This window comes from Bacillus sp. B19-2, from assembly GCF_022832475.1.
GTDB classification, from domain to species: domain Bacteria; phylum Bacillota; class Bacilli; order Bacillales; family Bacillaceae; genus Bacillus; species Bacillus paralicheniformis.
Map to the genome: position 1 here is coordinate 81926 of NZ_JALHKQ010000006.1, position 21874 is coordinate 103799.

At 43.7% G+C, this 21874-nt stretch carries 20 protein-coding genes and 1 pseudogene; 10 read left to right on the forward strand and 11 right to left on the reverse strand.

The window, feature by feature from the left end:
- Positions 1-51: 51 nt before the first annotated feature.
- Positions 52-1164, reverse strand: a complete 1113-nt coding sequence (locus MST20_RS19415; protein WP_243944286.1) for a Gfo/Idh/MocA family protein — start codon at positions 1162-1164, stop codon at positions 52-54.
- 110 nt (positions 1165-1274) lie between these two features.
- Here MST20_RS19415 and MST20_RS19420 point away from each other — a divergent pair, with 110 nt between their 5' ends.
- Positions 1275-2141 (forward strand): LysR family transcriptional regulator, encoded by an 867-nt coding sequence (locus MST20_RS19420; RefSeq protein WP_243944287.1) that lies wholly within the window; start codon positions 1275-1277, stop codon positions 2139-2141.
- A gap of 78 nt (positions 2142-2219) precedes the next feature.
- Here MST20_RS19420 and MST20_RS19425 read toward each other — a convergent pair whose 3' ends face one another.
- A complete protein-coding gene (locus MST20_RS19425) occupies positions 2220-2930 on the reverse strand; it encodes a MerR family DNA-binding transcriptional regulator (RefSeq protein WP_243944288.1) in 711 nt (236 codons plus the stop codon).
- Positions 2931-3082: 152 nt separating this feature from the next.
- Here MST20_RS19425 and MST20_RS19430 point away from each other — a divergent pair, with 152 nt between their 5' ends.
- Entirely contained in the window at positions 3083-3961 is an 879-nt protein-coding gene (locus MST20_RS19430; protein ID WP_243944290.1) for an alpha/beta fold hydrolase, read from the forward strand.
- 122 nt (positions 3962-4083) lie between these two features.
- Here the strand turns inward: MST20_RS19430 and MST20_RS19435 are convergent, their stop codons facing one another.
- From MST20_RS19435 to MST20_RS19450, 4 genes are all read right to left on the reverse strand, one after another.
- Positions 4084-4656, reverse strand: coding sequence for an RBBP9/YdeN family alpha/beta hydrolase (locus tag MST20_RS19435; protein WP_243944292.1), 573 nt, complete (start codon positions 4654-4656; stop codon positions 4084-4086).
- 83 nt (positions 4657-4739) lie between these two features.
- Positions 4740-5069, reverse strand: coding sequence for a winged helix-turn-helix transcriptional regulator (locus MST20_RS19440; protein WP_243944293.1), 330 nt, complete (start codon positions 5067-5069; stop codon positions 4740-4742).
- Between the two features lie 483 nt (positions 5070-5552).
- Positions 5553-6341: a cyclase family protein gene (locus tag MST20_RS19445; protein ID WP_243944295.1), complete on the reverse strand. Its 789-nt coding sequence runs from the start codon at positions 6339-6341 to the stop codon at positions 5553-5555.
- Positions 6342-6470: 129 nt separating this feature from the next.
- Positions 6471-7853, reverse strand: a complete 1383-nt coding sequence (locus tag MST20_RS19450) for an amino acid permease (RefSeq protein ID WP_243944296.1) — start codon at positions 7851-7853, stop codon at positions 6471-6473.
- Positions 7854-7951: 98 nt separating this feature from the next.
- Here MST20_RS19450 and MST20_RS19455 point away from each other — a divergent pair, with 98 nt between their 5' ends.
- From MST20_RS19455 to MST20_RS19465, 3 genes are all read left to right on the forward strand, one after another.
- On the forward strand, positions 7952-8152 hold the full coding sequence (locus tag MST20_RS19455; protein WP_243944298.1) for a glycosyltransferase: 201 nt from the start codon (positions 7952-7954) through the stop codon (positions 8150-8152).
- A 127-nt stretch (positions 8153-8279) separates the two neighbouring features.
- Positions 8280-8912, forward strand: coding sequence for a DUF2306 domain-containing protein (locus tag MST20_RS19460; RefSeq protein WP_243944300.1), 633 nt, complete (start codon positions 8280-8282; stop codon positions 8910-8912).
- Positions 8913-9115: 203 nt separating this feature from the next.
- Positions 9116-9475, forward strand: coding sequence for a putative zinc-binding protein (locus MST20_RS19465; protein WP_243944302.1), 360 nt, complete (start codon positions 9116-9118; stop codon positions 9473-9475).
- Positions 9476-9608: 133 nt separating this feature from the next.
- On the opposite strand, the gene MST20_RS19470 is transcribed toward MST20_RS19465, so the two are convergent.
- Both MST20_RS19470 and MST20_RS19475 read right to left on the reverse strand, forming a co-directional pair.
- The gene (locus MST20_RS19470) at positions 9609-10433 is read right to left on the reverse strand and encodes an alpha/beta fold hydrolase (RefSeq protein WP_243944304.1); all 825 of its coding nucleotides are present in this window, start codon (positions 10431-10433) and stop codon (positions 9609-9611) included.
- A 132-nt stretch (positions 10434-10565) separates the two neighbouring features.
- Complete coding sequence (locus MST20_RS19475; protein ID WP_243944306.1) at positions 10566-10829, reverse strand: CD3324 family protein; 264 nt, start codon at positions 10827-10829, stop codon at positions 10566-10568.
- Positions 10830-11175: 346 nt separating this feature from the next.
- Here MST20_RS19475 and MST20_RS19480 point away from each other — a divergent pair, with 346 nt between their 5' ends.
- The 4 genes from MST20_RS19480 (at position 11176) to MST20_RS19495 (ending at position 16050) form a co-directional block, all read left to right on the forward strand.
- Positions 11176-11673: an RNA polymerase sigma factor gene (locus tag MST20_RS19480; protein ID WP_243944307.1), complete on the forward strand. Its 498-nt coding sequence runs from the start codon at positions 11176-11178 to the stop codon at positions 11671-11673.
- The gene (rsiV, locus tag MST20_RS19485) at positions 11673-12533 is read left to right on the forward strand and encodes an anti-sigma-V factor RsiV (RefSeq protein WP_243944309.1); all 861 of its coding nucleotides are present in this window, start codon (positions 11673-11675) and stop codon (positions 12531-12533) included. Before MST20_RS19480 ends, rsiV begins: the two co-directional genes overlap by 1 nt.
- A 228-nt stretch (positions 12534-12761) precedes the next feature.
- Entirely contained in the window at positions 12762-14660 is a 1899-nt protein-coding gene (locus MST20_RS19490; RefSeq protein ID WP_243944311.1) for an acyltransferase family protein, read from the forward strand.
- 184 nt (positions 14661-14844) lie between these two features.
- The gene (locus MST20_RS19495; RefSeq protein WP_243944323.1) at positions 14845-16050 is read left to right on the forward strand and encodes a Bcr/CflA family efflux MFS transporter; all 1206 of its coding nucleotides are present in this window, start codon (positions 14845-14847) and stop codon (positions 16048-16050) included.
- 40 nt (positions 16051-16090) lie between these two features.
- Here MST20_RS19495 and MST20_RS19500 read toward each other — a convergent pair whose 3' ends face one another.
- The 3 genes and pseudogenes from MST20_RS19500 to MST20_RS19510 form a co-directional block, all read right to left on the reverse strand.
- Positions 16091-17263: an iron-containing alcohol dehydrogenase gene (locus MST20_RS19500; protein WP_243944312.1), complete on the reverse strand. Its 1173-nt coding sequence runs from the start codon at positions 17261-17263 to the stop codon at positions 16091-16093.
- Between the two features lie 200 nt (positions 17264-17463).
- Positions 17464-18549: a response regulator gene (locus MST20_RS19505; protein ID WP_347880876.1), complete on the reverse strand. Its 1086-nt coding sequence runs from the start codon at positions 18547-18549 to the stop codon at positions 17464-17466.
- 93 nt (positions 18550-18642) lie between these two features.
- Positions 18643-20190: pseudogene (locus MST20_RS19510) on the reverse strand (sensor histidine kinase); the annotation flags it as partial.
- 521 nt (positions 20191-20711) lie between these two features.
- Between MST20_RS19510 and MST20_RS19515 the strand changes: the two are divergent.
- Positions 20712-21788, forward strand: coding sequence for a response regulator (locus tag MST20_RS19515; protein WP_243944313.1), 1077 nt, complete (start codon positions 20712-20714; stop codon positions 21786-21788).
- Positions 21789-21874: the final 86 nt, after the last annotated feature.

Consider the following 21874-nt stretch of genomic DNA (forward strand, 5'->3'; position numbering starts at 1 on the left):
ACCATTTGCTAATGCTGGATAGGCATGTGCCAGGGCAAAGATATACGGTTCCTACTCATTTTTTAAGAGTACTTTTTTACCGGTCTTTGCCGATTTCCGAACGGCGTCCAACAAGCGGTGCAGTTTGACAGCGTCATGAAAGTTTGGGATTTGCCTTTTATGTTCAAATATATCTTCCGCTAAAATATTATATGCAGTTTCAAGATAGCCTCTTGCACCATTATCCGTCACTGGGGATATTTTTACTTCTTCAGAATATACATCTTCAGTATTTAACAAATCATGAGGATGTGTAATCTTTTTGACTTTGAGATTGCCGAATTGTACGTGTCCTGAGGAATTATGCTGTGTTAAACGCAAAACACCTTTTTCCCCTCTAATCTCCAATTGAAAAGCTGGATAAACTCCGCCCTGAATATGGACAGAGGCCGAAGCGCCATTAACGAGCGTCCCCTGTATTAAAATTTGGTCAGCTGTGTTTTTTGGTATCTTTATCCCTGTTTCTTGTATGACGGCTTCTGTATAATGGCTGTTCATTGCAGCTGATAATTCTTTAAAATCACCCAGGATATAACAAAGAACATCAAGCGAGTGACCCCCGTTGATTGTAAGAAGGTTCGCCCCATTTTCTCTTTTTAAAAGGTAACTGCTTTTTTCATCTGTTATTCTTCCCTTTCCTTGTGTTGCTACCTGCATCGTGCACGAGATGACTCTGCCGATCTCCCCCTCGTTGATTGCCCGCTTTAAATAATTAACTTCTGGAGATTGCCTTCCCTGTAATCCAATCGCATGATGAATGTTCGCGTCATCTGCCAATTTTGCCAGTTTTTCAGCCTGCACAGTATCTATGCCTAAAGGCCATTCACAATATATATGTTTATGTTCTTCTATGGCTGCAAGCGAAGCTTCATAATGGAAAGGAACCTTTATACTAACGACTACCAAATCAACATCTTTTGATTGTGCTAATTCCTTATAATCTGTAAAAGCAGAGGAAGCCTTAAGCATCAAAGCACTTTTTTTTGCGGTTTCCATTTTTGATGTTCCAATCGCCGTTATTTGATAAAAAGGATTTTTCTTCAATACCGGAATATGTGTTTGACTTGCCCATTGATTATTCAAAGATCCGCCTATAATCCCTGCTTTTATCACGTCGTTCTTCATTAGCTATCCCTCCCAAACTCTTTAAACCGAGTATAATTAAAATTAGAGATCATTTTAAATGTTAAGTTATGATGGTTATATCACTTTTTTTGATGGGGGTTGAAATATGAATGGATATTGAAAACATGAAAGCTTTTGTTTCAGTGGCGGAATTAAGAAGCATATCTGCTGCTGCAATTAAATTGAATCACCTTCAATCCAATATGACTGCAAAAATAAAAAAAATCGAAACTCATTATCATCAACAACTGTTTATCAGAAATTCAAAAGGCGTAAAACTAACGAAAGAGGGAGAAAAATTATATCATCAATACAAGAAAATATTGTTCGTTTGGGAAGAAACCGAAAACATCATGAAAAAACAAGATGAAAAACTTCGTATTGGGACGATGATATCTGTCGGTGGAACTCAATTCTCAAGCGCTTTAAATAAACTTTATCATACATATCCTGATTTATCGGTAACATTAAAAACAGGTTCAACAGAATATATTGAAAATCAAGTTCTTCTTGGGAAAATTGATGTTGCTTATACGATTGGATCGCTAAACAATAAAAAAATAAGTTATAAAAAAGTGGGATATGAAGAATTGGTTATCATAGGCCAAGGTATAGATCAATATACGAGATTTGATGATTATATAAGCGGAAAAAACGTACTTGTATTATCAGATAAGTGCTTGTATCTCTCATTATTACGTAATATTTTTAAAGATTTGAACATTCAACAGGGAGAAATCATTGAAGTGGGCGATCCAGAATCCTTAGTGCAATTTGCAATGATGGGTATGGGGATTTCCTTAGTGTCAAAGCGCATAGCAAGCCGCTACAATATCCATCATTATTTAGAAGTTCCATCACCTTATAGATACGTCGATTTATATTTCATTACACGACTAAATCATAAATTTACGCCTATAGAAAAACAGTTTATTGAATTAAATAACTCGTTTAGCGACATTATTGAAGGAATGTAATGTTGATAAAAAAGTTACGCTCTCTTCAAAGCCGATTTTCCTTGCACTAAGGAATCGGCTTATTTGCTTATCACATTTTCAGGTATTGGTTTCTTGGTAAAATTGTATATATTTGATCAGTTCTGCGATGCCTTTTAATTGATTTAATAGTTGGTTATTCAAATTTTGTAAAGCCAACTGAAAGGAATGTTCGATTTTGCCATAGTTTTGTGTGTCCAATTCATATAATAAACTCTTCATATTTTCTATATAATAAACGGTTTTTCTCAAGCTGCTGATAACCAGTATTTTACGCAGTTCAGATATTGAAAACATTCTATAGCCGTTTTCTTTATTTCTTTCTGAATGGACTAAACCTTCATGTTCCCAATGACGGATCGCTGAAGTATTCACGCCCGCTATTTTTGCAGCCTCTCCAATATTCATGTATTCTTTTAATTTTACATTTTTATATTTAGTAAAATCGGCATTTTGTATCATTGTTAGTATTTCTTCGACCCTCTGTTTCTCCGCTTGAATATGAAATTGCTGTTCATTAACCAGCCAAAGGGCTTCTTCAAATTTTGCATTTTTACTCATTCTCATGACTTCGTAAACAATGGGTATGTCATATCCTTTTAATAAAGCTCTAATGGTGGTAAAAGCTTGGAAGTGTATCGGTGTATAGAAACGGTGATTACTTTTTGTTCTTGGGACAACAGGAATAAGACCTTGTTCTTCATATCTTCTCAAAGTTGTGGTGCTAACCTTTAAGATATTTGCCATTTGTTTAGGGGTGTATGTCTTCATTTACTGTTAGCTCCTTTTTAAAGTAAAACTTTCAAGTGCTACAATAACATACTTCAAACGAATCCCCCATATGTAAAGGGCGGGAAGCAGAAATCCGAAAGATTGCATGAATGTTATATGATGATTGTATAAACTGTTCAGGAGTGGTGAAAATGGAAAAAAACATAAAACTGACCGATCAATCAGAGATAAACGTTGGCTTAGTCGGGAACACCGACTCTCCAACAATCATGCTTCCTGTTGCTAAAGAATCTGTATATGGACAAGAAGCTGAAAACTTAAAGTTATGGGGAGTAGACCCTGAATCAGGAAAACATTTTGTTGAGGGACTCACGGACAAGTTTCAGGTTTTATATTTCGACTACGAAGGACATCGTCTGCAACAGCCGAATCCAGAGAGCCTCACACCTGAAAGCATAGTGAAAGATCTACTCACTATTGCTAATGAAATGAACGTTAAAAAGTTTAGCTATTATGGATACTCTTGGTTGGCTGTAGTAGGGTTGCAATTAGCCCTTCGGACAGACAGGTTAGAAAGCTTGATCATGGGTGGGTTTCCGCCAATAGATGGTCCATATCAAGAAATGATGGTAGTGACAAATCAAACATACGATCAAACTTTAAGTAAACAACATTCTTCTGTTATTGATGAACAAAACCTTATCAGTCCAGAAAAGGTTGATTGGGATAACATACAGGTAAGAATCGGCACGAATCAAACAAAACAGTTTGTTACAATGTACGAAAATTTGATGGAATTTGATGATCGGAGCATTCAACATAAATTAGAGATTCCGAGATTGGCGTTTGCTGGGGAAAAAGACACAATTGTTTATGGAGAAAACTTTGGTAATGTAACAGTTGATATTATCGGTATACTTCAAAAAAACAAACAAGAATTAGAACGCCTTGGATGGGATATAAAAATCTTAAGCGGGAATGATATGGATCACACCAAAGCTATGCAGCCTGTAACCGTTCTGTCATTGATAAAACCCTGGTTGGTTGAAAATTTGAATATAACCCGTTAAATGACAGACCTCTTCAAGATAGGGAACTTTGGAGCTGATTTTTTCAAGACTTATTAAGAAATTGGAGAAGGGCGGCTTCTAAGCTCTTTGCCGCCACAAAATCCGAATATCCTTTACTGTTTTTAGCAAGTTTCTTTTGAGAAATAGGAGTTTAAAACATCATAAACAATCGGCAAAGAAGTAAATCCGTCAGTTTCTAAAAAGTGACCCCCGTGTTGAACTTCGTAAAGCTTAGCGTCAATTTGTTGCGCCAGATCGTTGCTCCATGCAAATGGCACAATTTGATCGTTTCTAGAGGCAATGACAGCACGATGCTTAGCTGACTGAATGATGTTTTGAAAATCAAACGATTCCTCGGTAAATTCATCTAACATCTTTAAATTGGGCAGTGACTTGGCAAAGCCGGAAACGAGCAGGATTCCGCCAAGTGGTTGCTGCAATTGCGTTTGTTCCAAAAACTTCAAAACGGCGGCGCACCCAAGGCTGTGGGCAACCAGATAAGTATGTTCATTTAATGTGTGCTTATTTAAAGAGAGCGTATCAAGCCAATCTTTAAGCCTTGGCTGGTGAGGATCAGGCATATCTAAAACTTCTGCGTGTATTCCATCTGCAAGCAGACGTTTTTTCAGCCAAGGAAACCAGTGGTTGGTTGAGGAAGCTCTGTAGCCATGAATGATATAAATTTGTTTTGTCATCCTGTTCTCCTTATCAATGATTTTTATTCAGTATAAAATCTCTCCCGTCGGGAAACAAGTACGCACTTTTTTGTAAGTATTTTTTACTCATAAGGCAAGCCTTCTCTTTGTCCCCACCTGCACATTTCTTCTATGAGAGGGTACAAAGACAGTCCTCTGTCTGATAACGAATACTCCACTCTGAGGGGATTTTGAGAAATCTCCGCCCGGTTAATCAGACCGTCAGTTTGCAACTCCTTCAGCTGGGAGCTTAACATTTTATGGGTGATTAACGGCATAGCCCGTCTAAGTTCCCCGTATCTCATCGTTTTTTCACACGCCAGCTCATAGAGGATTCTCATTTTCCATTTACCTCCTATAAGAGATAAGGTGTATTCAAACGGAGCTTGTTTGCTGCGGCATAAGGTATTCATGGGAATCAAACCTCCTTTTTTAAGATCATAACAAAAATAAATATTGAGCCTGGATTCAACATGAATAGCAAAAGATTCACTTGATTTCCTTATTTTGTTGATGAGATATGATATGATACAAAAAAAGGGAGCGGATTTCTTCTGAAGCAAGGGCGGGATTACTTTTGCGCGAATTTGCACCTCAAGTTTTTCAAACGATAGGGATTATTGGTTTTATTTTAGCTTTTGTCCAAATCCCAATCGGCTGGTTTATCGGTTTTTTCTTTTCCGGTTTGTTCTTCATGATGTTGAAATCAAACAATGAAAAATCGGGAACCTTCAACGTGATGGCTGGAGCCGCGTGTTTCTTGTATTCATTTCATTGTTTGTTTACGCAAGTATTATGACTGAATATAAAACAAAAATAAAAGCAGGCTGATGTCTGCTTTTATTTTGTATATATGTCTAACCGGCATCCCCACAAACGAAAAGCGGCTGACGTTCTTATACGTTTTCACCGCTAAGAATCGCAACCGGACGCGCCCACCCGGCAGACGCTTTTTCAACTTTTACCGGAAAAGCCATGACATAAAATCCGGTGGAAGGCAATTGATCGAGGTTGGCGAGCTTTTCGATTTGGCAGTAAGGAATGGTGCTTCCTGAATAATGACCTTCCCAAATAATCGATGGGTCTTTTTCCTGTTCAAAGCGCTTGGCGGTCATGCTGAATGGAGCGTCCCAGCTCCAAGCGTCAGTTCCGACAAGGCGCACGCCGCGTTCCGTTAAAAAGAGCGTTGCTTCGCGCCCCATCCCGCAGCCGCTGTGCAGGTAATCGTTTTGTCCGTATTTGGCGCCAGCCGATGTATTCACAAGAACAATGTCGCCGGGCGCGAGTTTATGATTGATGCGGTGAAGCTCTTGTTCGATTTCTTCAGGGGTCACGATATGCCCGTCTTTCAAATGTCTGAAATCCAGCTTAACGCCGGGGCCATGAAACCAGTCAAGCGGTACTTCATCAATCGTCATCATCCGCTTGCCGTCATCAGTAACAGAACGGTAATGGTATGGAGCGTCTATATGCGTTCCGGCATGCGTGGACATCTTCACTTTTTCCAGCGACCAGCCTTCTCCCCCGGGAAGATCTTGCGAAGAAAGGCCGGGAAAGCTCTGGACCATCTGTTTGGCTCCTTGCTTATGATCCGCATATTCGATTTCAGGGACAAATCCCGGCGGGTCAGACGGAATATCACCTTTTAACGATACGGACAAATCTACAATTTGATTGACTTTCATCTGTTTTCCCCTTTCTGCCTAAGCGGCTGACCATTGAAATTGTAGGCGATCAAGCTGTTATCTTTTTTATTTTACATGATGAGCCATACAAAAAGCCTGCAGAACATTCTGCAGGCGATTCGCATTTTTCTATACTTGCTGTGACTTAGGTTTCCTCAGCTTGTAAATCGCGATCAGCATGATAAACCAAACCGGCGTGACAAATAAGGCAACCCGGGTGTCTTGTGCCAGTGCAAGCACAATGAGGATAAACGCAAGAAAACCGAGAATCACATAATTTGAAAACGGGTAAAGCGGCATCTTGAATTTGTTTGTTTTCGCTAAATCCGGTCTTGTTTTGCGGTATTTTAAATGACAGATGACGGTGATTCCCCAAATAAAGATGAAGCAGATCGTCGAGATGCTCGTAATCAGCGTAAACACTTGTTCAGGAATGATATAGTTCAGCATGATGCCAATCAGAATCACAACCGCTGAGAAAAACAACGCATTGCTCGGCACTTTGCGGGAGGTCAGTTTGGTCATAGCGCCGGGTGCATTATGTTCTTTCGCAAGCGAGTATACCATCCGGCTCGTGCTGAAGACCGCGCTGTTGCTTGCTGAAGCCGCCGATGTCAGCACCACAAAATTGATGATGCTTGCAGCTGCAATGATGCCGACCGCTGCAAAGACTTGGACGAACGGACTCTCATTAGGATTGATGACATTCCACGGATAGATGCTCATGATCACAAGGAGCGCACCGATATAAAAAAGTAAAACACGGACGGGGATATTATTGATCGCTTTAGGAATGACCTTTTCCGGATCTTTCGTTTCCCCCGCTGTCAGTCCCACAAGTTCGATGCCTAGAAACGCAAAGACAACCATCTGGAATGAAAGGAGAAATCCGTGCAGTCCATTTGGAAACATGCCGCCGTGGCTCCACAGGTTGTGAAATGCGGCAGAGCCCGAATGGGTAGAAAATCCTTTGAAGATCATGAAAAGGCCGATCGCGATCAGCGCCAATATCGCAATAATTTTAATTAATGCGAACCAGAACTCCAATTCTCCAAAAAGCTTGACGGTTGCCAGGTTCGTGATCAGCAAAATGATCAGGGCGATCAATCCGGGCAGCCATTGCGGTACATCAGGCAGCCAGTATTGGGTATAAAGCCCGACCGCGGTTAAATCGGCAATCGCGAGCGAAATCCAGCAAAACCAGTATGTCCAACCCGTTATAAATGCCGCCTTGTCGCCTAAGTAGTCCCTGACAAAGTCGACAAACGAATGGTATTCCAAATTGGATAAAAGCAGTTCTCCAAGAGAACGCATAATGAAAAAACAAATGATTCCCGTAATCAGATAAGCAAATAAAATCGACGGTCCTGCAAAATGGATCGATTTCCCCGAACCAAGAAACAGCCCCGTTCCGATCGCTCCGCCGATGGCGATGAGCTGGATATGCCTGTTTTTCAGGCCTCTCGATAATTTTTGTTCGTGTATATCGTTGTCAGTTACATCTTCTGTCACTTTATGTATGCCTCCATTTTTATTTTTAAAGCCCGATCCCCGCATGTTTTAACATTAAAATTTGAAGTAACAGATAAGATTCGGCTGATGCGTTTGTAATGAGTTTGGACAGCGTGCTGAGGCAAACCTTTGAAATTGTTGAAGCCATTGTCATCGATGACGGTTCTCGCGATTCCAGCAGAGACATCATTCAAAAGTATGCCGCAAAAGATGACAGAATTATTCCGGCTTTCCAGAAAAACGCAGAAATCGTACCCGGCCTGTTTTTAATGGGAAAGGTTTTGTCATTGAAGGCTTGATACGCCAAGCTGCTGCGCACGTCCGCTTTCATGATACAATATAGGTATTTCAGAAAGCATGATGTTTTAGGAGGAACAAAAGCTGAACAAAAGGAAATTTCAACGCAGTCAATCGGTTTTTTTGGCAATGATGATCGTAATCGCGTTGTATGTTCTGTATACCTTGTTTGAAAATTTAATTCTTGATCCGCAATCAACAGCTTTTCTCAGCCATAAATCTCACCTGCGGGACTCCTTTCATCTCCCGGTCTGGCTGAAGGTGATGTATGTTCACGTTGTTGCCGCTTGTTTAGCGATGGCTTCGGGCGCTGTCAACTTCTCCAGCGCCTTGTTGACCAAAAACCGCAACATCCACCGTTTTAACGGCTGGCTCTACATCATTTGCGTGATGATTGTGACGCTGTCGTCAGGCTATATGGCACCGCATTCTACCGGAGGGAGAGCCGTCAGCATAGCCTTTAACATGGTGAATATGTATTGGCCTGCCGCCACGGTTATTTCCGTCATTAAAGCCCGGCGACATCAGTTTAGCAAGCACCGGAGTTGGATGATTCGCAGCTATCTATTCTGTTTTACCAATCTGTTCATTCATTTGATCACTTTCATGTGCCATAAAGGACTCGGCCTGATATATGACATCAGCTACACGATAGGCGTTTTCGGAGCAATTGCGCTCTGCATCGCGTTGGCTGAATGGATCATTCGGTTCGCCTTTAAAAAGCCGGCGCAAATTTCTCCTGCAAATCACAGGGGCTTTTAAGCCCCTGATCTTTTTCTTGAGGACCCCATATATTGACTGAAATACGGGAAAGGAGTGTGGAATTTTGGCATGAGCTGTTTGATTCAGCTCATAGAGCAACAGAAAAAGTGATCTGGCTCACAGTTTTCCCCATGCACCTCATGTAGAGTAAATGTTAGTTTTATGCAGGCGGAAATAAAGAAAAACAGGGGATGAGTCAACCGATGAAAAGAACAGATTTGCCTTTAGTGTATTCGTGCTCCGGGTGTTCCTCGGCCGCGCAAACGGCCAACATGATCGCCATTAAAATGGATCGGGAGAAAATGGCCGAAATGTCGTGCATTGCCGGAGTCGGCGGCGATGTGAAGCCGCTTGTCAAAACGGCAAAATCCGGTCGGGACATTATTGCGATCGACGGCTGTCCTTTATGCTGTGTCAAGAGCTGTTTAGCTAAGCATGACGTTCAGCCAAAGCATCATTTTGTATTGTCGGATTTTAACGTGCCGAAGAAAAAAGGAGCAGATCCCGACCCTGACCTTTATATGAATGCGTATGAACAAATTGTGCAGCTCTCAAATTGCTAAGCCTTTTGGAAGTGTTTATTTAGGGTGCTGTTTAGAGTATCAATGAACGGATGCAATTGATTTGAAAATCGAATGCCGATTACAGGCCATACGCTTCCTGTGAACGGCGGATTGATTAAAAATACCGAGGGTTTCATCCCTCGGTATTTTTGTTGTTAAATCTTCTAAAAACCATGTCCAGCCTTTCGGCAAATTCCTCCGGGTATAATACGCATCCCACATGATTGCCTGGAAAGTCGGCCGCATGCGTTTCCAAATGACCTGCCAATGCTTCTGCATACTTGTACGGGAGCCAGCCTTTTGAATCAATGCCGCCGGCAGGTACGACTGTAACCGATGAAGCTTTAAGCCTGCCGATGTCGGGTGAATATTCTCTTAAACCGGGCACCTCGGACAGGATAAAATAGTCGATGTTGGCCATGAACTGCTCCGGCCGGGATTTTGGACGCGCTGGCTGGGCTGTGGACGTAATGCCCATCGCTTTCGCGAATGCTTCTAAAGCCTGTAATCCGCTTCGTTTATATTGTTTTTCAAGGTTCTCCAAGCTCTCGAACCCTTTGACGCGATCACTGCCGGTCAACAATTGCGGAATCGGAGGCTCGTGTGCGACCAACATGCCGATTTGTTCAGGATGGCGGATGGCAAGATCAAGCCCGATGACCGCGCCGGAGCTGCAGCCGAATACATAGGCCGGTTCATCCGTCAGAGCGGCCAGCAGCCTGCTCGCATCATCGCCGTGTGCGGAAACCTGGTAATTTTCGTTCGGATTTTCAAGCCTGCTGCGGGAATGCCCGCGGCGATCGTATGTGACGACCGTGTAACGGTCGGATAGGCGGTCTGTAATCGGGTATGATTCTGCATCGCCGTTGCCGCCGTGAATCATAAGCAAGACAGGCCCCGAGCCGCGCACTTCGTAGTAGAGCTTTGCTCCGGGTACTTTCAATACACCGTGTTTCATGACAATATTCTCCTCTCGTTGCATAATCACTTTTACATTACATGACGGAGAATGGATAGAAAATGCAGAACTTAGCTAATAAACAAACTCGCCATATTAAAAAGCACCGATCACAAGGATCAGTGCTCCAATTTATTTTGTGTAAACGATTTTTTTCATCGTTTCGATGGAAAGATGATGTTCCGCTGCTAAGTGCTCAATCGTTTTGCCATTTTTAAAGGCCTTTTTTATCGCAGCGTTGCGATCATCGATCAGCTTTCTTGCTCCTGAACGTGCACCCCATTTTTGGTGGGCGGATTCAGTCTTGGGAATGTAGATCGTTTCCCCTTGAACATACTTTTGAATTTCCGATAGCAGCTTTTCAGGTAGTACAGCGGCAGCCTTTACGTATGCCATGTTTGCCAGCTCCTTATTCCTTTGATTGCAAAATAAGGGGCAAAGCCGATTACCAGAAAAGCTTATTCTCAGGCGATTTTATTTGTCCACCCCATGCAAAGTATCGCCTTTTCCGATAACAGGCTTTGCATGAGACGCTGCATGATCCGGCATTCTGATGCTTGCCATGTGATCACCTCCTTCGAATTTGCTATTCATTATAAATGAAATCGAGATTGGCGGCACTTGATGATAAAATATTTTTATAAAAGAATGACCAGTCCGCAAACTATTTTTCCTACTCCCGCGTCTATCCTAATGTAACAGCCGTATATACGTATATTCGAAAAAGGAGTTCTTTATTGCAATGAAGAAACAAGCAGCCAGAGCGTCTCTTGTCGCTTGCATAACAGACCGGAAAGAAGACTTTTACCGGCTGGCGTACAGCTATGTGAAAAATCAAGAAGACGCCTTAGATATTGTCCAGGAATCAATCAAAAAAGCGCTCGATTCCGTCGATTCTGTTCGCAATCCGGATACGATCAAAAGCTGGTTTTACAAAATTTTGGTGCGGACGGCAATCGATTTTTTGCGCAAACGGAAAAAACTAAAGGTTATGGATGATCAAACGATCGAGTTTTTAAGCCAGGGCAAGGAAGATACCTACCGGGATACAGATCTTCATGAGGCGCTTGACGAGTTGCCGCATCCCTACCATACCATTATTGTTCTGCGATTTTTTGAGGATCTCAAACTGGAAGAGATTGCGGAAATCACAGGCGAAAACTTGAATACGGTCAAAACGCGCCTTTACAGAGGATTGAAGCTTATGCGCATCCATTTGACGAAGGAGGATCTTTCTTAATGGAAAAGAAATTGGAACAGCTGAGAAAAGCATATCAAAACGTCCCCATTCCGAAGGAACTGGATCAGGTTGTCGAAACCGCGCTTCAGCATAAACCGAAGAAGAAGAGAAGGCTGGTGGTATGGCCCGTATCAACGCTTGTCGCGGCGGCTGTTCTATTGGCTGCCGTCGTGAATATCAATCCCGGAGCAGCCCAGGCCATGTCGCGCTTACCCGTTATCGGCAAGGTCGTTAAGGCCATCACATTCACCGAGATCAAACAGAAAGATGGAGAATCGAGTATTGACGTGAAAACACCGGCTCTGTCCGGCTTGAATAACCGGGAGCTTGAAAATGGCATTAACGAGAAATATGTAAAGGAAAGCCATCAGCTTTACCGGGAATTCATGAAGGAGACGTCCCGGAATAAAAAAGGGCATCTCAGCATCTACAGCGATTATGAGACAGTTACGGATACGAAGGATTTGATTTCGATTCGGCGAAGCGTCGAAAGAACGGAAGCGTCCAGCTATACCGAACGGCGCTATATCACCATTGACAAAAAGAATGAAATTCTGCTTACCTTGAAGAGTTTGTTTAAAGACGACCGGTATATTACGGCCATCAGCGAAAACATTAAAGAACAAATGAAACAGCAAATGAAAGATGATCCTGATAAAATATATTGGATCAATGACGAGGAAGTCGAGCCATTCAAACGAATCAAGGCCGACCAAAATTTTTATATTACAGAGAATCATAAACTGGTGATTTCGTTTGACGATTATGAAGTTGCACCCGGATATATGGGCGCGGTAGAGTTTGAAATTCCGACTAAGGCGATTTCGAGCCTGCTGATCGGCGACCGCTACATCCGCTAGTCAAAAAATCCATGATTCGCTGAAATCATGGATTTCTTACTTTTTACAACTTTGTAACACCATATTCAGCTTGAAACTTTTATACTAGAGAGACGGCATCATTCAGGAAAGATAAAATGACGATTTTTTGAAACAAAAAACCGTCCTGACTTCGTCTATAATATCGGAGCCGGAAAAGGCACGAAACATAACAGAAGAACCGTACGTACATATCATTGGAGGAATACCATGCGAGATCAGACACAACAACACCGTTACATACCGGGGTTAGACGGGCTTCGGGCTTTTGCCGTTTTGGCGGTTATCGCTTACCACCTCAACATGAGCTGGGCCGACGGAGGCTTTATTGGGGTTGATATCTTTTTTGTTTTATCAGGATATTTGATTACATCGATTATCCTGCCGGCATATGGAAATGACATTTCCCTCACATTCAGAGATTTTTGGGTGCGCCGGATACGGCGGCTGCTTCCAGCGGCGACGCTGATGATTTTCGCAACCGTCATATGGGTCGCTTTGTTTAACAGAGAGCTGATGCATACCGTACGGGGAGATGCGATCTCCTCTCTTTTGTATGTCAGCAATTGGTGGTTTATTTTTCACGACCTCTCATATTTTGATAGTTTCGGATCGCCGTCTCCTTTAAAAAACTTGTGGTCACTGGCGATTGAAGAACAGTTTTATTTCATCTGGCCGATCATTTTGCTGTTGGGCATCTACATATTTAAAAAGCGGGAGAGGCTGGCTGCGGCGGTTGTGCTGTGTGCGCTTTGTTCAGCCGTATGGATGAGCATCCTGTATGTCCCTGGCGGCGATCCGAGCCGCGTCTATTACGGGACAGATACACGCGCCTTCGAGCTGTTGATCGGATGCGCATTAGCCCTTGTGTGGCCGATGAAAAGACTGTCTGGGAACAGGCTCCCAAGCAGCCTGAAGCACGCGTTGCACGGAACTGAGCTTGCCGCTTTCGCGCTGCTTATGATGAGCATTTATTTTGTCGATGAATTCAGCCCGTTTCTCTATCACGGCGGAATGCTTCTGATCAGTATAATCGCAGCGATTTTGATTGCATGCGTCAGTCATCCGAGCAGCTTCCTGGGCTTTGTCCTTTCCGTGAAGCCGCTGCGCTGGATCGGGAAAAGGTCGTACGGCATTTATCTTTGGCACTATCCCGTCATCGTGCTGAGCACACCTGTTCAAGAGATTGGAAATCCGGTGTACTGGCATGTTGCGATTAAGGTCGCTGTTACGTTTATGCTGGCGGAACTTTCGTATCGCTTTATCGAGAAGCCAATCCGACAAGACGGTTTTAAACCGTTTGTCAGCCGGGTTTTTCTGGATAAGATCACGGAGTGGAAAACGGCCTCCGTTCCCAGCAAAATATCAATCGGACTGATGTTTGCCGCACTCCTCATTTTTGCAGGAGGCCTTTCCGGATTGGCCGACGAAAAGAAACAGCCGCAGCAGGCCTATTCAAAATCCTATGAGGCAAGCGCCTCGGCGGATCAGCCGGCTGACAAAAGTGAAGAACGGCAGGATGATAAGAAAGCGCAAGCTGAAAGCGGGAATGAGGATAAAACTGAAAGCCAGCAGAAAGCCGGCGGGGATGAATCGTCAGATACGAAAGGTGAGCAGCCTGCGGAAAAAGAGCCGGATCATATCGAGAAAGAGGTATTGGCTGTCGGGGATTCGGTCATGCTTGACATCGCTTCCAGTCTGCGTAAAAAAATTCCGGGAATCACAATCGACGGTCGGGTTGGAAGGCAAGTGAGGGAAGCGCTTCAATTGACATCAACCTACGCTTCCTTTAATCATCCGGACAAAGCCGTCGTGATTGAACTGGGAACAAACGGCTATTTTACGGACAGTCAGATGGACGCTTTGCTTGATGCTTTCTCAAACGCTGATGTCTATCTCGTGAACACGCGCGTCCCCCGCCAGTGGGAGAGCAAGGTGAATGAATCGCTTCGGAAGCAAGCGGACAACCGTCAAAATGTGACATTGGTCGATTGGCATACTGAAGCTCTGAAACATCCCGAATATTTCACCGCTGACGGCGTACATCTGATGCCGAAAGGGACCGAAGCTTTGGCATCGCTTATCGTCAAAGCGATGAAATCATCTTAAAAAAGGCCGCTCCTTAAGGAGGCCTTTTTTGTATGACAATTAAATCAAGTGGGGTAGCATTTATTTTTCATGTCAACCGTCTTTCACTGTTCGAAAAATATGGTACAATATACAAATGTTTTGCAACCTGTAACAATAGAAATAGAGATGTTAGCTAGGTTGATAGAAAGGTTTTGATATGTTTATGCTTCATAATCCTGTTGGAAAAGAGCGGTTGGCATTGGCTTTTCTGCTTGGAATGCTTGCCATACTGGGACCTCTTAATATCGATATGTATTTGCCGAGTTTCCCCGAAATAGCGGAGGACTTGGGGGCCGGCGCGTCGCTTGTGCAGCTCAGCTTAACGGCTTGCCTGATCGGGCTTACCATCGGTCAGCTCGTGATCGGGCCTGTGAGCGATGCGAAGGGAAGGCGAAAACCGTTATTAATTTCGATTTCGCTGTTTGCGCTGTCTTCACTTTTTTGCGCGCTGTCGCCGAATATCGCGACATTAGTGCTAGCCCGTTTTTTACAGGGTTTTACCGCTTCGGCGGGAATTGTGCTGTCGCGCGCCATTGTACGGGACGTGTTCACAGGCAGAGAGCTTTCTAAATTTTTCTCGCTTTTAATGGTGATCACCGCGGTTGCGCCAATGGTCGCACCGATGACGGGAGGAGCCATCCTGCTTTTGCCGTTCGCTACTTGGCATACGATTTTTTATACTCTGGCATTGATCGGATTGTTCCTAGTACTCGTTATCTCGATGAAATTGACTGAAACATTGCCGCCTGAAAAACGGATTCCAAGCTCAATCGGCTCGTCGCTTAAAACGATGGGGAGCTTGTTGAAGGATCGGTCTTTCATCGGCTATGCGCTGACTGTCGGTTTCATTCACGGAGGCAGCTTTGCATACGTGTCCGGAACACCTTTTGTATATCAGGACATCTACGGGGTTTCTCCTCAAGTGTTCAGCGTGCTGTTCGGCATTAACGGCCTCGCCATTATTTCGGGAAGCTTTATCATCGGGCGTTTTGGGGGAATCATTCATGAGAGGAAGCTCTTGCGGATCGCGGTTATTACCGCTGTCATCGCGACATCCGTTCTCCTGACAATGACGATTATGAAAGGACCGCTTGCAGCGATTGTCATTTCCATCTTTATCTACATGATCACCATCGGAATGACGTTGACAAGTACATTTACGCTGGCGATGGAAAATCAGGGACACCGTGCGGGCAGTGCAAGCGCGATGCTCGGCATGCTTCCGCTGCTGCTCGGTTCAATCGTTTCGCCTCTCGTTGGAATGAATGAAACAACGGCCGTTCCAATGGGTGCGATCATGTTTATCACAGCTGTGATCGGATCTTTCGCTTTTTTTGCCTTAACGCGGGAAAGTCAGCGGGAGCTGTAAACATAAAAGGACGGAATCTAGTGATTCCGTCCTTTTGTTGTTATAGAGAAGCTCGAAGAATGGCGAGTACGTCATCTTTGTTTAATTTTTGGAAATTGGCGAAGCCGCCGTGCTCGATTTCTTTAGCGGCGATGTCTGCGATCAGCTCTAGCTTTTCTTCGCCGATGCCGTAGTCGGCAAGACGGGAAGGAGCGCCAAGGCTTGTCCAGAACGCGGACAGTTTATCGATTCCTTCAAGCGCAATGTCTTTATCGGTTTTGTCTTCTGTGTCAATGTCAAACATGTTCAGCATAAGTGCTTTGAAGCGGCTGACATTCGTATCAAGCGTATATCTCATCCAGTTTGGGAACAAGATCGCAAGACCGCCCGCGTGCGGAATGTCGTAAACGGCCGAAACCGCGTGCTCCATCGTATGGGAAGCCCAATCGCCGAAATAGCCCATTTGCAGTGTGCCGTTCAAAGCGATTGTGCCGGCGTATAAAATGGTTTCCCGGTGCTCATAGTTTTGCAGGTCTTCCAACAGCTTCGGCGCCGTTTCGATGACCGTCTGCAAAACGGAAAAACACATTCTGTCCTGTAGCGGCGTGTTTTTGACATTGTGGAAATATTGTTCAAACACATGGCTCATCATGTCAACGATGCCGTAAACCGTTTGGTTTTCCGGGACGCTGAACGTATTTTCCGGGTCTAAAATGGAGAACTTCGGATGCGTGACATCGCTTCCCCATACGTATTTTTCATTCGTTTCCCAGTTTGTAATGACGGAATCGGGGTTCATTTCAGATCCGGTGGCAGCTAAGGTTAAAATCGTACCGAACGGCAGGGCGTCTTTTGCTGTCGTTTTTTTGCTGAAGATATCCCAAGGGTCGCCATCGTATTTTGCTCCGGCAGCAATCGCTTTCGTGCAGTCGATGACGCTTCCTCCGCCGACAGCGAGGAGAAAATCGATATCATGCCGGGCGCACAATTCGATCCCTTTTTTAACCGTAGCAAGACGCGGATTTGGTTCTACTCCGGAAAGCTCGTACGTGTCGGCGCCTTCTTCTTTCAATACGCGCGTAACTTCGTCATAAAGGCCGTTCTTTTTAATGCTGCCGCCTCCATAAACAAGCAATACATTTTTTCCGTATACCTTTAATTCTTTTCTTAACTGTTCAAGCTGCCCTTTTCCGAAGATCAATTTCGTTGGATTGTAATAGCTGAAATTTTCCATTGATGAACAAACCTCCTATGGTATATGTAAAAACAGTTTTCTACTATAACATATTGAATCGTATAGAAAAAGAGGCCGTATTCTCACGAAGGACAGGGTCAAATTGTACAGAGGGGAGGAAGCACACACCTGATTTACTGCACAAAAAAGCTCGCCGGCTTTGCCGGCAAGCTGATGAGGCCGTTCTGATTATCTTCAGGTCATGCCTTTACTGAGACGTCCGCCGATTCATTGATAGAAATGACCATTGAGACAGCGGTCCCGCTATCAGGCGCACTTTCGATATTCAGTTCGCTTCCGCAGAAATGTTTCAGCCTGCGGTTAATATTTTTCATACCGACGCTATGAGTGAAATGAGATGAAAAAATATCGTGTTGTTTTTTCGGCGGCATGCCGATTCCATTGTCTTCAACCTTGATATAATAGCGGTTTTCGCTTTCTTTTTTTGCCGTCAGCTTGATCCAGCCTCCGCCTCTTTTCTTGCTGATGCCGTGGTGAACGGCATTCTCGACTAGGGGCTGAATCATTAATGGCGGAATGGTAAAGTCAATGTCTTCGTCAATGTCGTAAATGACGTTCAGCCGATCGCCAAAGCGCGTTTTTTCAATGGAAAGATACGAATTCACAATCGACAGTTCATGTTTGAAAGAACTCATCCCTGATGTATTTTGAAAATCAAAACTCATTCTTAAGTAGTTTGTAAAATCAGCCGTTACTTCGCGCGCTTTTTCAATATCCAAATGACTGAGCGCGATAATTGTATTTAATACGTTGAAAAGAAAGTGCGGCTTGATCTGCGACTGGAGGAATGCCATCTCCATATTCGTCGCTTGGGCTGCCGTATCTTTCATCATGATCAGGTTTTTAACGCGTGCTGCAAATTCAGTGTAGTTGTACGGTTTTTGCAAAATGTCATTTGCCCCGGCGTGAAAAGCTTTGTATTTATCATGATCGATGATGGCTGCCGTAATGATGAGAACCGGAAGTTCCACCATTGAGAATCTTTCACGTATTTTCATTGAGACTTCAAACCCTGTCATATCCGGCATCATCAGGTCCAAAATCACCAAGTCAAGCTTTGAACGGGAGGCGACTTCGAGAGCCTCTTTGCCGCTTTTTGCTGCGATGACTTGATAAGGAACGCCTTCAAGCATATCGGCCAAAATTTTTAAGCTTTCGATGTTATCATCGACAATCAGAACAGTTGGAGCATCCATCTTTTTCGAGTAATACGGCGTGCTTATTGAAACATCGGGCAGACTCCTGACGGCTTGCTGTTGAGGCATGTTCTCCTTATCGTCAGGAAGCGAGTCATCCTTTGCGACAGGCAGTGTGAAATGAAATGCCGATCCTTTCCCTTCTTCCGATTCTACCCAGATCTCCCCATTTTGTAGCTGAACGAGCTGTCTGACGATGCTTAAACCGAGCCCGGCTCCGTCATCTTTATGGTTTTTTGCTTGTTGAAAAGATTCGAATATCGATTGACGGACGGCCTTTGGTATGCCGACTCCTGTATCCGCTACAGTGATTTTGACCTTCTCTTGATTGAGCCTCTCGGCAGAGAGTGTAATTTGTCCCTGCGGCGTATACTTGATTGCGTTATCTACCAGGTTGGTCATGATTTGCCGGAAGCGGTTTTCATCAGCCAAGACGAGCGGCAGTCCGGATGGAACCCGGTTTACAATCCGGACATGTTTATTTTTTGACAACAGCCGATAGAAGCCCATTTCCGTACTGATCGCCGAATGGGTATCGACAGGAACGGCTTGAATCTGCAGCATGCCCTGCTTCATTTTTTCCAAATCGAGAATGTCATTCACCAGGCTGGAGAGCCTGTATCCCATGCGGATGACCAGCTGCAGATTTGCTTTTTCTTCCTCTATCGTCCTTTTGCTTTTCCTTGCCAAAAGGGTCTGACATATATTAATCATGCTGTTCAGCGGCGTTTTAAATTCATGCGATGTTTTGGCGATAAATTCGTCTTTTAATCGATTCATTCTGAGCAATTTCAAGGATAGGACTTCATTCTCGCGGAATGCGCCTGCGAATTGCTGCGCCATCATCAGAACAACCGCCAGCAAAGCGATGATCGACGGCACGGCATAGAGCGAATTGAATGAAAAGCCTCTTTTGCCGCTGTAAGCAGAAACGGTCGTTAAAATGACGAATGCGCTCATCGAGATCGCTGCAATCGTAAGATAAAGACTGCCTTTCATTTTCCGAAGGGCAGAAATTGCAAACACGTACGTAATATAAATCAAAGTCGTGACGGCAAGAACGGAATGCAATATATATGCGAGACGGTCTGTAAAACCCCAGGATATAAAATCAATTATCAAAACCAGTGCAGAAAATGCAATCGCGGCAATTATCCATTTTTTTGAAACGATTTCTCTGTAAGCGAAATAGAGATAGAGAAAAACCGCTATACTGACAAGCACCATTGTGGTTGCCCTCATTACGCTTAAAGCCGAGAATGAAATAGACGGAAAGAACAGAAAGATCATTCGTTCTCTTCCGATTAAAAGCACAATGATCGAAAAAAGAAGACACATCGTGGAAAAAAAGAATAAATGCTTATCCTTTTTTCGATGCAGGAAAAAGCCGAGAAAGTATAAACCGGTAATGAAGAATGCCGTGATCATGCTGGTTTCATTAAAAAAAGACATTTTGCTTTGGTGTAAAATGTGCTGCTGCGTTCCGAAGGTAATCGGTTTTTCTATTCCCCATGAAGGTGTTTTTTTGAAGTTTGAAAATTGTACAATCAGCTCGTTGTCCCCGCGGTGAATGTCGAAAAAACTCGTATAAGGCCTGTTTTGTGCCGTGAAATTCGCTTTGCTTGAAGGAGTTCCGCTCTGCCCGATCAATTTGCCGTTGAAATAAATTCGGTTTGCGCTGTTAATAAAAGAGGTGCTGATTCCGAACATCTCATTGTCATGCTTTGACCGGATCGTCAGTCTGTATGTACCGTAATCTACGTTTTCTCCTGAATCGGTAAGTTTGACATTGTTAGGCACAGCGGAATAAATGGGGGCTTTTCCAATGCCTGAATGGATCGCTTTTGGCGAGAGAAGCTGGTTTCGATATAGTGTCCATTCCCCGGTAAGCGCGATGTTCCCATCTTTCTGAAAATCCCATCTTTCCAGATTGATGATTCCTTGCTTCGCTTCAGGGTAATTCTGATCGGACAATTGATTGTTAATGAATAAGAAAATAAAAAAGAATCCGGCATAGCCGAGAATAATCGAAAGGAAAACAAATAGCTTTTTCAATATCAGCACTCCTCATTCAACCTGCTGCGGTCTTGGTGAATCTTATGAATATTGTACTCTTAAATGTTAATAAACGACAAGATTAAGAAAATGAATCCAACTAAGTAGGGCCATTGACATGATATAATCATTATAATCATTTCCAGATGACTCGATGAAATTGGGGTGGATGTGTCGTGAAAGCGTTAATTGTGGATGATGAGGAATTGGCATTGCTTCATTTTAAAAATATGCTTGAACGAACAAATTGTTTTCGATCCATCGAAATGTTTCAAGATCCGGCTGATGTTCTGGAGTATCCGGATATTCAGGGTATAGACACGGTGTTTCTTGACATTGAAATGCCGGGGATCAACGGGATTGAGCTCGCTGAAGCGATTCAATCGATGAATGAAAACATTCAGGTTGTTTTTATCACGGCCTATAACGATTTTGCCATAAAAGCATTTGAATTAAATGCGATGGATTATTTGCTTAAACCCGTCGATTACGTCCGGCTCGTAAAGACGGTTGAACGGATCAGAGAAAACAGCTTGCTGAAGGCTTCCGCGGAAAATGGCGGAGGAGACTATTTCATTCAATGTTTTGGGAGTTTGCAATTTTACAAAACGGAGAAGGATGTCAAAACATATATACCCGTTAAGTGGAGAACGTCCAAAGCACGCGAAATTTACGCGTATTTGCTTCATCATCACGGCCATGTGATCAGCAAAGACGTGTTGATCGACCTGTTCTGGCCTGATCACGATGTCTCTAAAGCGAGCACCCAGCTATACACGGCGATTTATCAAATCAGAAAGTTAATCGAAAGGCTTCCTTTCGGCCAATCGATCGAGAAGACTGACACAGGATATGTCCTTCGGATTTCCGGTGTGAAAGTGGATGCTGACGAATGGGAAAAATCGCTGAAAGACGCTCCTCCCATCCATATGACGACCGTCAGCCGGCACATGGAATTGCTGCTTGCATACGAAAACCATTACTTTATGGAACACGGTTATTTGTGGGCCGAACCCGAAAAGACGCGGCTTGCCCGGATATGGATTGGGAAAGCTTATGAACTGGTCGATTTTCTTATTCATGAAAAAGACTACCGCCGGGGGCTTGATATATGTCTGCTGGTCGAGAAAATCGAACCGTGCGATCATAAAATCATCCAATACAAGATGCAGCTGTTTAATAAAACCGGGAATGTTGAAGAAGCGATCAAGGAGTATGAGCGCTATAAACAAATGAAGGACAAAATGAATTAAAAGGTGTGCACAAGGACCGGATCAGCCGGTCTTTTTTTTATGCCATTTTCAGCTTACATGCCGATGTTCAGAAATTGTATAGTTCC